The organism is Streptomyces sp. NPDC001153 (assembly GCF_053598315.1).
Map to the genome: position 1 here is coordinate 40,989 of NZ_JBSFJZ010000049.1, position 13,434 is coordinate 54,422.

The 13,434-nt window shown below is 71.5% G+C and carries 9 protein-coding genes and 1 pseudogene; 6 read left to right on the forward strand and 4 right to left on the reverse strand.

Translation table 11 applies throughout. The features are described from left to right. The first annotated feature begins 62 nt into the window (after positions 1 to 62). Entirely contained in the window at positions 63 to 1,112 is a 1,050-nt protein-coding gene (locus ACWDEN_RS39495) for a helix-turn-helix transcriptional regulator (protein WP_450862756.1), read from the forward strand. Here ACWDEN_RS39495 and ctaD read toward each other — a convergent pair. Further along, positions 1,000 to 2,685 (reverse strand): annotated as a pseudogene (gene ctaD / locus ACWDEN_RS39500) (aa3-type cytochrome oxidase subunit I); the annotation flags it as partial. The gene ACWDEN_RS39495 and the pseudogene ctaD overlap by 113 nt on opposite strands. Before the next feature lie 411 nt (positions 2,686 to 3,096). Here ctaD and ACWDEN_RS39505 point away from each other — a divergent pair. Beyond that, a complete protein-coding gene (locus tag ACWDEN_RS39505) occupies positions 3,097 to 3,312 on the forward strand; it encodes an I78 family peptidase inhibitor (protein ID WP_450862758.1) in 216 nt (71 codons plus the stop codon). Between the two features lie 117 nt (positions 3,313 to 3,429). Here ACWDEN_RS39505 and ACWDEN_RS39510 read toward each other — a convergent pair whose 3' ends face one another. Next, entirely contained in the window at positions 3,430 to 4,443 is a 1,014-nt protein-coding gene (locus tag ACWDEN_RS39510) for a phosphatase PAP2 family protein (protein WP_351610688.1), read from the reverse strand. A 237-nt stretch (positions 4,444 to 4,680) separates the two neighbouring features. Then, positions 4,681 to 5,997, reverse strand: a complete 1,317-nt coding sequence (locus tag ACWDEN_RS39515) for a mannosyltransferase family protein (protein WP_450862761.1) — start codon at positions 5,995 to 5,997, stop codon at positions 4,681 to 4,683. A gap of 259 nt (positions 5,998 to 6,256) precedes the next feature. Between ACWDEN_RS39515 and ACWDEN_RS39520 the strand changes: the two genes are divergently transcribed. Both ACWDEN_RS39520 and ACWDEN_RS39525 read left to right on the forward strand, forming a co-directional pair. Next, positions 6,257 to 7,873, forward strand: a complete 1,617-nt coding sequence (locus ACWDEN_RS39520; RefSeq protein WP_351610684.1) for an MFS transporter — start codon at positions 6,257 to 6,259, stop codon at positions 7,871 to 7,873. A 98-nt stretch (positions 7,874 to 7,971) separates the two neighbouring features. Continuing rightward, positions 7,972 to 9,162: an acyl-CoA dehydrogenase family protein gene (locus ACWDEN_RS39525; RefSeq protein WP_351610681.1), complete on the forward strand. Its 1,191-nt coding sequence runs from the start codon at positions 7,972 to 7,974 to the stop codon at positions 9,160 to 9,162. A gap of 37 nt (positions 9,163 to 9,199) precedes the next feature. On the opposite strand, the gene ACWDEN_RS39530 is transcribed toward ACWDEN_RS39525, so the two are convergent. Then, positions 9,200 to 9,637, reverse strand: a complete 438-nt coding sequence (locus ACWDEN_RS39530) for a cell division protein SepF (RefSeq protein ID WP_351610679.1) — start codon at positions 9,635 to 9,637, stop codon at positions 9,200 to 9,202. Between the two features lie 268 nt (positions 9,638 to 9,905). On the opposite strand from ACWDEN_RS39530, the gene ACWDEN_RS39535 reads away from it, so the two are divergent. Together ACWDEN_RS39535 and ACWDEN_RS39540 are read left to right on the forward strand one after the other, a co-directional pair. Then, complete coding sequence (locus tag ACWDEN_RS39535; protein ID WP_351610677.1) at positions 9,906 to 11,087, forward strand: DUF5685 family protein; 1,182 nt, start codon at positions 9,906 to 9,908, stop codon at positions 11,085 to 11,087. 508 nt (positions 11,088 to 11,595) lie between these two features. Beyond that, on the forward strand, positions 11,596 to 13,368 hold the full coding sequence (locus ACWDEN_RS39540; RefSeq protein WP_351610674.1) for an FAD/NAD(P)-binding protein: 1,773 nt from the start codon (positions 11,596 to 11,598) through the stop codon (positions 13,366 to 13,368). Positions 13,369 to 13,434 lie beyond the last annotated feature (66 nt).

Here is a 13,434-nt window from a genome sequence, read left to right on the forward strand (position 1 = left end):
GCAGAACAGCCGCTGTCCGTCGAGGACAGCGGCTGTCCGCGTTCCCTGACAGACTCGGTCCCATGTTGGAGACCTCGGCACGTCTGCTGCGGCTGCTCTCGCTGCTCCAGGCCCACCGCGAGTGGTCCGGCGCCGAACTCGCCGACCGGCTGGGCGTCACGACGCGCACGGTCCGCCGCGACGTGGACCGGCTGCGCGAGCTCGGCTACCCGGTCAACGCCAGCCCCGGCACCGGCGGCGGCTACCAGCTGGGCGCGGGCGCCGCACTCCCGCCGCTGCTGCTGGACGACGACGAGGCCGTGGCCGTGGCCGTCGGCCTGCGCACCGCCGCCGGACAGGGCATCGAGGGCATCGGCGAGACCTCCGTACGCGCCCTCGCCAAGCTCGAACAGGTGCTGCCGGGACGGCTGCGCCGCCGGGTGAGCGCCCTGAACACCTTCACCGTGCCGATGCTGCGCGGCGGCCCGCCGGCCGCGGACGTCGACCCGGCGGTGCTGACCGAACTCGCCCACCTGTGCCGGGACGCCGAGCGGCTGCGCTTCGCGTACCGCACGCACGACGGCGCGGACAGCCGCCGTACCGTCGAGCCGCACCGGCTGGTGTGCACCGAGCGGCGCTGGTACCTGGTCGCCTGGGACGTCGACCGGGCGGACTGGCGCACCTTCCGCGTCGACCGCATCACCCCCGCACCACCGCACGGGCCCCGCTTCACCCCGCGCGAGCCGCCCGCCGAGGACCTGGCCGCCTACGTCTCGAAAGGCGTCTCCACGCGCGCGTACGCCACGCACTCCGCCGTCCGGCTGCTGGTGCCGCTCGACGAGGCCGCCGAGCGGATCTCGCCGTCGGCCGGGACACTGGAGGCCGACGGGGAGGACGCGTGCGTCCTGCGCAGCGGAGCGCCGAACCTGGAGGTGATGGTCATTCACCTCATGATGACCGGCTTCCCGTTCGAGGTGATCGAGCCCGCCGGGCTGACCGAGGAGGTCAGGAGGATCCGGGACCGGCTCGACGCGGCGCTGGCGCGGACGGCGGCGCCTGCTCCCGCGCCGCGTACTCCGGGTGATGCAGCTCGAACGCCGGGGACTCCGAACGGATCCGGGGCAGCGCGTTGAAGTTGTGCCGGGGCGGTGGGCAGGAGGTCGCCCACTCCAGGGAGCGGCCGTAGCCCCAGGGGTCGTCGGTCTCGACCTTCTCGCCGTACCGGGCGGTCTTCCAGACGTTGTAGAGGAACGGCAGCGTCGACAGGCCCAGCAGGAACGCGCCGATGGACGAGACGGTGTTGAGCGCGGTGAAGCCGTCGGCCGCCAGATAGTCGGCGTACCGGCGCGGCATGCCCTCGGCGCCCAGCCAGTGCTGCACCAGGAACGTGGTGTGGAAGCCGGTGAACAAGGTCCAGAACTGGATCTTCCCGAGCCGCTCGTCCAGCATCTTCCCGGTGAACTTCGGCCACCAGAAGTAGAAGCCGCCGAAGACCGCGAAGACGACCGTGCCGAACACGACGTAGTGGAAGTGCGCCACGACGAAGTACGAGTCCGTGACGTGGAAGTCCAGCGGCGGGGACGCCAGGATCACCCCGGTCAGGCCACCGAACAGGAACGTCACCAGGAAGCCCGTCGCCCACAGCATGGGCGTCTCGAAGGACAGCGAGCCGCCCAGCATCGTGCCGGTCCAGTTGAAGAACTTCACGCCCGTCGGCACCGCGATCAGGAACGACATGAAGGAGAAGAACGGCAGCAACACCGCACCCGTGGCGAACATGTGGTGCGCCCACACCACGACGGACAGCCCGGTGATCGCCATCGTCGCGGCGACCAGCGTCAGATAGCCGAAGATCGGCTTGCGGCTGAACACCGGGATGATCTCCGTGATGATCCCGAAGAACGGCAGCGCGATGATGTACACCTCGGGATGCCCGAAGAACCAGAACAGGTGCTGCCACAGCAGCGCCCCGCCGTTCGCCGCCTCGAACACCTGCGAGCCGAACCGCCGGTCCGCCTCCAGCACCAGCAGCGCCGCCGCCAGCACCGGGAACGCCAGCAGGATCAGAATCGACGTGAACAGCGTGTTCCAGGTGAAGACCGGCATCCGGAACATCGTCATGCCCGGCGCGCGCATCCCGACGATCGTGGTGATGAAGTTGACCGCCCCGAGGATCGTCCCGAAGCCGGACAGCGCCAGCCCCATGATCCACAGGTCGGGGCCGACGCCCGGGGAGTGCAGGGAGTCGTTGAGCGGCGCGTAGGCGAACCAGCCGAACGCGGCCGGCCCGTCCGGGGTGAGCAGCGAGCCCAGCACGATCAGCCCGCCGAAGGCGAACAGCCAGTACGACAGCATGTTCAGCCGGGGGAACGCCACGTCCGGGGCACCGATCTGCAACGGCATCAGCTCGTTGGCGAAGCCCGCGAAGCTCGGGGTCGCGAACAGCAGCAGCATGATCGTGCCGTGCAGCGTGAACAGCTGGTTGTACTCCTCGTTGCTCATGATCTGCAGTCCCGGGCGGGCCAGTTCGGCACGCATCAGCAGTGCCATGACCCCGCCGGCCAGGAAGAAGCCGAACGCCGTGATCAGGTACAGATGCCCGATCTTCTTGTGGTCGGTGGTGGTGAGCCAGTCGACCACCACCCGGCCGGCCCGGCCCCTGCCGCGCACCGGCCCCGCCGTCGCCCCTGTGGTCTGCGTCCCCATCGTCCCGCCCGCCCCTTCGCATCGTCGCGCCCGGGCCCGCCGCGGCACGCCTACCCGCGGACCGGCGCCATGATGCTCGGGGTCCCCCCGCTCCGACAGGGGACGTACGGCGTTGATGTGCTGAATCCGTGAAAATTCCTATGCGGCGTCAGATGCCCTGGCATCGCTGCCGGATTGCGCTGGTAATCACGTCCCTGGACCCGTCCGGATCCCGGCGGTGGAACTTTCCGCCGGGGTAATTCGACGGACTGCTCAGGGGCTCGCCAATTCTGTTCGATTATCCCGGTGGCTCTTGCGGAAACGCCCGTACGTGTGACTCAGTTCGAAGGAAACGCGGCGGTACGGCTGTGACAGAAGTGTGACGATAGCCGGATACGACTCTTACCTTGCCCTGCGCGGTAGCGTGGCGGCATGGCACCGATTCCCACTCCGCCAGCGGAGCCCCAGGACAGTCCCGAAGGGTACGTCGGCCTCGATGCCGCGAACGCCGAGGCGCTCGCCCGGCAGCGCGGGTGGTCGACGGTACGGTCGCTGCCGCCGGGCGCGATCATCACGATGGAGTACCGGGCCGGCCGGCTGAACTTCGAGGTGCGGGACGGCGTGGTGGCCCGTGCCTGGAAAGGCTGAGGGCCGCGCTTTTGGACACATGCAGGACGAAGGCCCCGTTTCCCTCCGTCGGGAAGCGGGGCCTTCGTCGTGTCCGCGGGGCGGCTGTGCGTACCGGGCCCGGGGGTCAGCCGCGCGTCAAGGCCGGGCCGGCTGGGTCGTGCCGCGCGGGAGGCGGTCGGCGTGCGGCGGGCGGCGGCTGCCCGCCGGGGTGACCGGAGTGCGTTCCGAACGGGTCGTGTGCGGTCCCGGGGCCAGATGCGCCGGTCCTCTGGAGGCACGGGTCGAGGCGACCGGCTCGCGCGCCGGGGCCGGCTGCTCGGCCGGTGCGCCGAGCGGCCTGAGCACCACCGGTGTGACCGGCACGGCCGGTTCGGGCAGGGGCCTGCCGCGGCGGGCGCGCCAGCGGTCGCGCAGATCGAACAGCGCGGTCTCGGCCTTGGCGATCAGCGGCTCGAACCACGGCAGGGCGAGCATGATCAGCAGGCCCGCGGCCCAGCCCAGCAGCACGTCGCTCAGCCAGTGCGTACCGAGGTAGACGGTGGTGAGGCCGACGCCCAGCGACGTGATCGCGGACAGCGCCGACAGCCAGCGGCGCGCTCTCGGGGTGGAGGCCAGATAGGCCAGGATGCCCCAGGTCACCACCGCGTTGGCGGTGTGGCCGCTGGGGAATATATCGCCGCCCAGGCCCATCTCGTTCGAGCCGATCACGGTCGCGTAGTGCGGACCGAGGCGCCCCATGCCGAGCTTGGCGGCGCCGACCGTGATGTTCAGCAGCAGCAACGAGGTGGCCAGGGTGAGCAGCGGGCGCAGGGTGTGCTGCCGCCAGGAGCGCCAGCCGAGCCAGGCCGCGACCATCACCGCGGTGGGGCCGCGCTGGCCGAGCACCACGTAGTAGTCGAGGAAGGCGTGGATCTGCGGCCACTGCTGGTACGGCCGGAAGAACATGACCTGCCAGTCGAGCCGGACCAGCCAGGACGTGATGACCACGGCCCACACGATCGCCAGGTAGAAAGCCAGGGTCGCGGTGAACAGAACGACCCGGTGCCGGCTCATCCTTGGCACATCGATGTGGGCCGGTCGTTCCGGCTCACGGTCGAGTCTGGCGAACACCCGGTCCAGACGCCGGGTGAGGTTTCGTTCGGTACGCACCCAATCGACGTTACAGCGGGTGAGCTGTGGTCCCGGTCGAAACAGCGGGTTTGTGATGACGATGTGATGTGGGAAACCTCTCAAGCGCGGTCCGAATTCCAGGCATTCCGCAATCCTGTGAGGCCGTTCTCTTCAATTCCTTTGATCATGCCGGGCGTTGTTTATATGGCGCTTATGAATACGTTAACCCGGTCCTGGCGCGGAATTTTCCGGCGTGTCATCGGCCGACGAAGTCGATCATGGAGGACCGGAGCCGTTCAGCCAGAACGCCCCATAGGCCGACGTGGCGACCGCCAACCCCGCCGTGACCAGCACGGATCGGGATGTGCGCAGCCGGGCGAGGGCGCAGGCGAGCGGCAGCAGCAGGGGGAAGGCGGGCATCAGCAGTCGCGGCTTGGAGCCGAAGTAGCTCGACGCGCACAGGGCGAGGGCGAGGACGACCCCCGTGTACACCAGCAGTGCGACCGGCTGACGCCTTCGGATGCCGGTCGCGTACAGCCACAGCAGCAGGGCCACCCCGATGATCAGGCCGACGCCGGCGAACGCGGACGGAAATGACGTGAACTTGTCGGCCACGAAGCGGGCGAACGCAAAGCCGCCGTCGAACCCGTTGCGCCATCCGGCCTGGATGTCCAGGTACCCGAGCACCCCCTTTCCGGTGCGCCGCCCGACCCAGAGCACGTAACCGGCGGCGCCGAGCGGAGCGATCGCCATGCCGAGCGCCCGGCGCCATGCGGGGGCGCGTGGGGCGCTGGGGGCCTGTGCGTCTGCCGGTGCTTCAGGGATCTGTGGGTTGTGGGAAGTGGCGTGTGCGCCGGGTGCGCGAGCGGGGGCTTGCATGCCGTCGGTCGCGCCCGGCGTGGGCGCCGGGGCGCGTCCGCCGTTGTCCGCGCCGGGCATGTGCATCGCGCTCCGGTCCCGCACGAACGAGAGCACGCCCGCCACCCACACCGCCGCGACCACCGCCGCCCCCACCGGCCGGGTCAGCCCCGCCAGCGCCGCCAGCGTGCCCGCGGTGATCCACCGGCCGGTCAGCAGCGCGTACAGCGACCAGGCCGCCAGCGCCGTGAACAGCGACTCGCTGTACGCCATCGACTGCACGATCCCGACCGGCAGCACCGCCCACAGCAGCACCGCGCAGACCCCGGCCCGGGGGCCGTACACCCGGTCGGCGACGGCGAAGATCCCGCAGGCCGCGGCGAGCGAGGCGAGCAGGCCGACGGCGAAACCGGCGTCCGCGTACGACAGCGGTGTGACCGCGTGCAGCAACCGCTCCAGCCACGGCAGCAGCGGGAAGAACGCCAGATTGGAGTGCACGTCGCCGTTCGGCAGCCGCACCTCGTAGCCGTACCCCAGCTCGGCCACTCGCGTGTACCAGAGGGAGTCCCAGCGTGCGGTCAGCAGGGTGTACGCGCTCTTGCCGCGCGCGGCGCTCCACAGCGCGAGCACGACCAGCCCCAGGGCGCGCACCGCGGCATAGCCCAGGAGGGCCGGCAGCGCCCGGCGCAGGAGCGGGGCGTGGGGCGGGGCCACGCGCGTGTCACGATCGGTCACGGACCCGATTATCGACGGGCGGCGGAACCGGATCGGCCCCCGGGGCGTGGTCAAGAGGGGACGACGTGGCGTACGCCACACGGGTTCCGTCCTGCGTGTGAGAGGTCCACCACGTGTCCTGGAGGTGAACTCGCGTACGCTGACGAGTCACCCGCGTGGCTTTGCGCGGGCCGGAGACACCGCTCCTCTCCGGCCGTACGACAGGGAGTCCCCACCCCGTCGGTCCGCCCCGCGCGTGGCACATCTGGGAGGTACGTACATGTCCGGGACGACCACGGCTGCCGTACGGCCGCGCCGTCGGGCGGCCGGTGCCGGTGCCAACCGCTGGGTCGTCCTCGTCGTCCTCTGCGTCAGCCTGCTGCTCGTGGCCCTCGACGCGACCGTGCTGCACGTGGCGGTCCCCGCCGTCACCGAGGACCTCAAGCCCAGTGCGATAGAGCTGCTCTGGATCGTCGACGTCTATCCGCTGGTCTGCGCCTCGCTGCTGATCCTCTTCGGCACCCTCGGCGACCGGGTCGGCCGCAGACGCGTCCTGCTGCTCGGCTACGGCCTGTTCGGTATCGCCTCCGGCGTGGCCGCCCTCGCGCAGACGGCCGAGATGCTGATCCTCGCCCGCGCGCTGCTCGGCGTCGGCGGCGCCATGATCATGCCGGCCACCCTGTCGATCCTGCGTCAGGTCTTCCCCGACCGGCGCGAGCGCGCGCTCGCGATCGGCATCTGGAGCGCGGTGGCCGCCGTCGGCGCGGCCGTCGGCCCGCTGCTCGGCGGTTTCCTGCTGGAGCACTTCTGGTGGGGCGCGGTCTTCCTCGTCAACATCCCGCTGATGCTGGTCAGTCTCCCGGTGGGCCGGATCCTGCTGCCCGAGTCGCGCGGGGACCAGGGCGGCCCCTGGGATGTCGTCGGCGCCCTGATGGCGGCCGGCGGTCTCTTCGGTGTCGTCCTCGGTGTGAAGCGGCTGGGCGGGGGAGAGGTACCGGCGAGCCCCTTCACCGTGCTGCCGCTGCTGGTCGGCGCGGCCCTCCTCGTCCTCTTCGTACGGCGCCAGCGCGGACTCGCGCATCCGCTGGTGGACCTGCGGATGTTCCGCCGGCCCGCGTTCAGCACCTCGGTGGGCTGCATCGTGCTGGCGATGCTCGCGCTCGTCGGCCTGGAGCTGATCGCCGCCCAGTACCTGCAACTGGTGCTCGGGCTCTCCCCGCTTCAGACCGGCCTGAGGCTGCTGCCCCTGACCGTCGCGGCGATGGCGGCGGGCCTGGCGGGCGCGCGGATGCTGCGCCGCTTCGGACCGCGCCGCATGGTCTGCTTCGGCTTCTGCCTCACCGCCGCCGCGGTCCTGACGCTCACCGCGATGGGCGGCACCGACGACGCGCCGCTGCTGCTCTCCGGTTTCGTGCTGCTGGGCTTCGGCCTGGAGACCACGCTCTTCGGCGCGTACGAGTCGATGCTCAGCGAGGCCGCGGCCGACCAGGCCGGCGGCGCGGCGGCGATCGGCGAGACGTCGTACCAGCTCGGCGCCGGCATCGGCATCGCGCTGCTCGGCAGCGTGATGAACGCGGCCTACGCGCCGCATCTGCGCTCGGTGCCGGGCGTCCCGCGGCACGCCTCGGACGCGGCCGGCCACTCGCTCGGGGAGGCCTACGCGGTCGCCGGGCGGCTCGGCGGTCCCGTCGGGGCGGCGCTGCGCCGGACCGCTCGGGACTCCTTCGTGCACGGGCTGCATGTGACGCTGCTGGTGAGCGCGGTGCTGTTGCTGCTGGGCGCGGTGATGGCGCTGCGGCTGCCACGGGTCATGCAGTGCGCGGAACCCGAGGCGGCGGTGGAGGCGCTGGAGCTGCCCGCGCAGCGGGAAGTGGCGGAGTCCCGCGTCTCGGTCTGAGGTGTCCGACGTACTGGACGTGCGGGACACCGCGCCGTAACGTCGGCGGCAAACAACTGACTAGCGGTGCTAGTTTTCTGTGTGCCGGAGGGTGTCCCATGTCCGCGTCCGCGAAGTTGCCCCCCTTCGATCCCGCCGACCCGCTCGGGATCGACGACCTGCTGGAACCGGAAGACCTGGCCGTGCGGGACACCGTGCGGGCCTGGGCGGCGGACCGCGTGCTGCCGTACGTCGCCGAGTGGTACGAGAAGGGGGAGCTGCCCGGCATCCGTGAACTCGCCAGGGAACTCGGCGGGATCGGGGCGCTCGGGATGTCGCTCAGCGGATACGGGTGCGCGGGGGCCAGCGCCGTGCAGTACGGCCTCGCCTGCCTGGAACTGGAGGCCGCCGACTCCGGCATCCGGTCCCTCGTCTCCGTGCAGGGCTCCCTCGCCATGTACGCGATCCACCGGTTCGGCAGCGAGGAGCAGAAGCAGCGGTGGCTGCCCCGCATGGCGGCCGGCGAGGTGATCGGCTGCTTCGGGCTGACCGAGCCCGACCACGGCTCCGACCCCGCCTCCATGCGCACCCACGCCAAGCGCGACGGCACCGACTGGGTGCTCAGCGGCCGCAAGATGTGGATCACCAACGGCTCGGTCGCCGGGGTGGCCGTCGTCTGGGCGCAGACCGAGGACGGCATCCGCGGCTTCGCCGTCCCCACCGACACCCCCGGCTTCTCGGCGCCGGAGATCAAGCACAAGTGGTCCCTGCGCGCCTCCGTCACCAGCGAACTGGTGATGGACGACGTACGACTGCCCGCAGACGCCGTGCTCCCGGAGGCCACCGGACTGCGCGGACCGCTCAGCTGTCTGTCGCACGCCCGGTACGGCATCGTCTGGGGCGCGATGGGCGCGGCGCGCAGCAGCTTCGAGGCGGCGGTCGACTACGCGAGGACGCGGGAGCAGTTCGGGCGGCCCATCGGCGGCTTCCAGCTCACCCAGGCCAAGCTCGCCGACATGGCGGTGGAACTGCACAAGGGGATCCTGCTCGCCCACCATCTGGGGCGGCGGATGGACGCCGGCCGCCTGCGTCCCGAGCAGGTCAGCTTCGGCAAGCTCAACAACGTCCGCGAGGCCATCGAGATCTGCCGTACGGCGCGGACGATCCTCGGTGCCAACGGGATCTCCCTCGAGTACCCCGTCATGCGGCACGCGACCAACCTCGAGTCGGTGCTCACCTACGAGGGCACCGTCGAGATGCACCAGCTCGTGCTGGGCAAGGCGCTCACCGGGCTCGACGCCTTCCGCTGATCCCCGTCAGCAGGCAGGGCCGGTGAGCGGCCCTGCCTCAGCTCTGGTTGAAGAAGCCGTCCTCGCGGTGGGCGGACGCCTCGCCGCTGATGATCTGTGTGTCGGCCGGCGTGAGCAGGAACACCCGGTTCGACACGCGGTCGATCGAGCCGCGCAGACCGAAGATGAGCCCCGCCGCGAAGTCCACGACCCGCTTGGCGTCGCCGGGCTCCATGTTGGTGAGGTTCATGATGACCGGGACCCCGTCCCGGAACAGCTCGCCGATCGCTCGGGCGTCCCGGAAGCTGTCCGGGTTGACCGTGCCGATCCGGCGGCCCTTCTCCTCGGCCGTGTCCGAGGCCACCTTCACCCGGGGGTCGGTGACCCAGGCGCCCTCGGATTCGGTGCCCTCGGAGTACTCGTCGTCGTAGTAACGCTCGTCATCGTTGTCGTCGACGAGGCCGAGCCACGCACTCGCCTTGCGTACCGATCCCATGGACGCCTCCTCTCACAGCGGTCTTTTTCTGCTTTCCGCGTCCCTATGGTCATCCATGATGCGGACGGCGCGCCAAGTGGATAGACGCCGCGCGGGGGGTTTGTGACGGTACTGGTGCACAGCCGATCCGTCGAGAGTCCTTGTGTCCCAAGGGTCGCGACACGTACGGCTGCTGACTGAGAGTGAAATATGATTGTCAGCGGCGGATGGGTGATGATCGGTGCGTCCGGGTGAACGTCAACGTCGTACCACATCACGGGGGATCGTCGTGTTCGGAATCGTCAGACCGTGCTCTCATCGACTCGGTGAAAGCCTCAAGGCCCAGTGGCTGGCGCACTTGTGCGGACTCTGCCTCGCGCTGCGCCGCGATCACGGGCAGCTCGCGCGCGTCGTGACGAACTACGACGGCCTTCTCGTCTCGGTCCTGACGGAGGCTCAGACCGGACGGACCGCCGACGGGCGCCGTACGGCCGGGCCGTGCGCGCTGCGCGGGCTGCGCACCGCGTCCGTCGCCCAGGGCGAGGGAGCCCGGCTCGCCGCCGCCGTCTCGCTGGTGCTCGCCGCGGCGAAGGTGCGCGACCATGTCGCCGACCGGGACGGGCTGCTGGCCCGCCGGCCCATGGCCGCCGCCGCGCGCCGGGTCGCCGCGGGCTGGGGCAGGGCCGGCGCCCACAGCGGGGCCGCGGTCGGCTTCGACACCGGCGTCCTCGTCGAGGCCACGGACCGGCAACTGGGCCTGGAGGCCCTCGCCGGGTACGGCACCCCGATCCTGACGGTCACCGAGCCGACCGAGTGCGCGACCGCCGCCGCCTTCGCCCACACCGCGGTGCTGGCCGGGCGCCCGGGCAACGCACAGCCCCTCGCGGAGGCGGGACGGCTCTTCGGCCGGCTCGCGCATCTGCTGGACGCCGTGGAGGACCAGGAGGCCGACGCCGCGTCGGGCGCCTGGAATCCGCTCACCGCCACGGGCACCTCCCGGACCGAGGCCCGCCGGCTCGCCGACGACGCCCTGCACGGCGTCCGGCTCGCCCTGCGGGAGGCCGAGTTCGCCGACGGCAAGCTGGTCCACCTGCTGCTCGTGCACGAGCTGGAGCGTTCCGTGGACCGCGCGTTCGGCACGCGCGCGTGCGGCCACGCGCCCGAGGCCTCGTTCGGACCGCCGCCCGGTCACCACGCGCCGAACGCGCCCGGCCACCCGTACGGCACCCCCTTCGGCGGGCAGCCGCCGCACCCGGACAAACGGGGCTTCTGGGCCGGCTGCGCGGCCGCCCTCGGCCTGTGCTGCACCTGCAAGGTGTGCTGCGCCGACGAGTTCGAGGGCCCCTGGTCGCGCAAGAAGCGCGAGGGCTGCTGCGCCGACTGCGACTGCGACTGCGACCTGTCGTGCTGCGAGGCCTGCCAGTGCTGTGAATGCTGTGAGTGCTGCTCGTGCTGTGACTGCGGGCTGTGACAGTGCCGTTCGGTTCCCTGGTTCCGGTGGGCTGATGCGAGACGTGACGGTGGGCGAACGCGAAGCGCGAGGGGAGGGGCGCGTGTGAAGGCGTGGCGGAAGAAGCGGGAGAGCGCGAGGAGGGCGCCCGCCGGACGGCAGGCGCGCGCAGGGGGTCAGCTCAACAGGAACAGGACCACACGCGACCGAAGTCGATGTGGGAGCGGGTGACCAGCCACTGCTGTGGATGCATGGGCCAAGTGGAACAGGCATCCGGTTCCGCGTCAACTGCCCTGAGACGTACGGCTCACAGTCCGGACAGCCTTGACAGTGCACCGAAACGCCCGCGTACTCTCGGTGGACGGCCCTGCTGAGGGGCTCGGCCGTACCCGCGCCGCACGGCGCGCCCGTGTGAAGGCACCACCCGTGTTCTCCCGACGCCACGGAGCCTTCGCATGCCATCCGACACCCTCGCCGAAGTCCCCACCGCGGCAGCCGCCGTCGTCCTCGCGCCGACGGAGCACGCCCGATGAGGCCGCAGCTGGTGATCGTGGGAGCCGGCCCGCGGGGGACCGGACTGCTGGAGCGCCTCGCCGCCAACGCCCCCGAGCTGTACGTCGGTCAGGGCCTCGACATCCACCTGGTCGACCCGCACCCGCCGGGCGGCGGCCGCATCTGGCGCCAGGCGCAGTCACCGCTGCTGTGGATGAACTCGCACGCCGAGGACGTCACCATGTTCACCGACGAGACGGTGCTCATGGACGGCCCGGTACGCGAGGGCCCCACGCTGCACGAGTGGTCGGGCCTCGACGGCAGCACCTTCGCCGACCGGCAGCTCCAGGGCCGCTATCTGCGCTGGGTGTACGAGCGCGCACGGGCCGAGCTGCCCGAGGGCATCACCGTTCACCACCATCCCCGGCGTGCCGTGCGGATCAGGGGTCCGCGCGAGGGCCGCCAGCAGGTGTGGCTGGAGGGCGACCCGCGCCCCCTCCCGGCCGACCTGGTGATTCTCGCGATCGGCCACCTGGACGCCCAACTCGACGCAGAACAGGCGGAGTTGGCGGCGTACGCCCGCGAGCACGGACTGGTGCACCTGCCGCCCGACTTCACCGCCGACAGCGATCTGTCCCTGCTGAAGCCCGGCGAACCCGTGCTCGTGCGTGGCTTCGGGCTGGCCTTCGTCGACCTGATGGTGCTGCTCACCGAGGGGCGCGGCGGACGGTACGAGGGCGGCACCTACGTTCCCTCGGGCCGGGAGCCGGTGCTCCACGTCGGCTCCCGGCGCGGCGTGCCGTACCACGCGAAGATCGGCTACGACTGGACCGGCGACCGGCCCCCGCTGCCCCGTTTCCTGGGACCGGCCGAGGTCGAGGCCCTGCAGGCCCGTCCCGGCGGCTTCGACTTCCGGCGCGATGTGTGGCCGCTGGTGGAGAAGGAGCTGGGCTTCGCCCACTACCACCGCCTCTTCACGGCCCACGCCGAACGTACGGCCATGGCCTGGGCCGACTTCGAGGAGAAGTACGCCGTCGCGAGCGACTCCGCCGAGGTGCAGGCGCTGGTCGCCGCCGCCGTGCCGGATCCGGCCGACCGCCTCGACCTCACCGCACTCGACCACCCGCTGGACGGGGTGCGGTACGCCTCCCACGAGGACTTCCAGGAGGGCCTGCGGGGATATGTCGAGGCGGACCTGAGCAGACGTCACGATCCTTCGTACAGTGCGGATCTCGGTGTCTTCCTCGGGCTTCTCTCCGTCTACGGGCAGCTCGTCCGCCTCGGGAACACCGGCCCCTGGTGGCACGGCTTCTTCAGCTACCTGGCGTCCGGGCCGCCCGGACCCCGGCTGCGGCAGATGCTCGCACTCTCCCGGGCCGGCCTGCTCGGCTTCGTCGGCGCCGACATGACCGTCACCGCCGAGGACGGCGTGTTCCGGGCCACGAGTCCCACCGTGCCGGGCTTCTCCGTCGAGGCCCGGGCGCTGGTCGAGGCCCGGCTGCCCGAGCCCACCGTCGGCCGGGCCCGCGACCGCCTGCTGCGCGCGCTGCACGCCGACGGCGCCGCCGAGACCCCCGAGGGACTGCTCCGGGTCGACCCCGGCGACGGCCGGATCCTCGACGGCGCCGGGCGGCCGCATCCCCGGCGCTTCGCGCTCGGCCCGTACACCGACGCCCGTACCCCCGGCGCCTTCACCCGGCCGCGCACCGGAGGGGCCGCGTTCCGGCAGAACGACGCCACCGCCCGCGCGGCGCTGGCCTTCCTGCGCACCTCACCGTCGGCGAAGTCCTCGGCGTCACACGGGACTTGACGGCTCAGGGCGCGGTGATCGCCGGCCCGCGGAACAGGGCCCACCGAGGTGCGGCCCGCCGCGCCG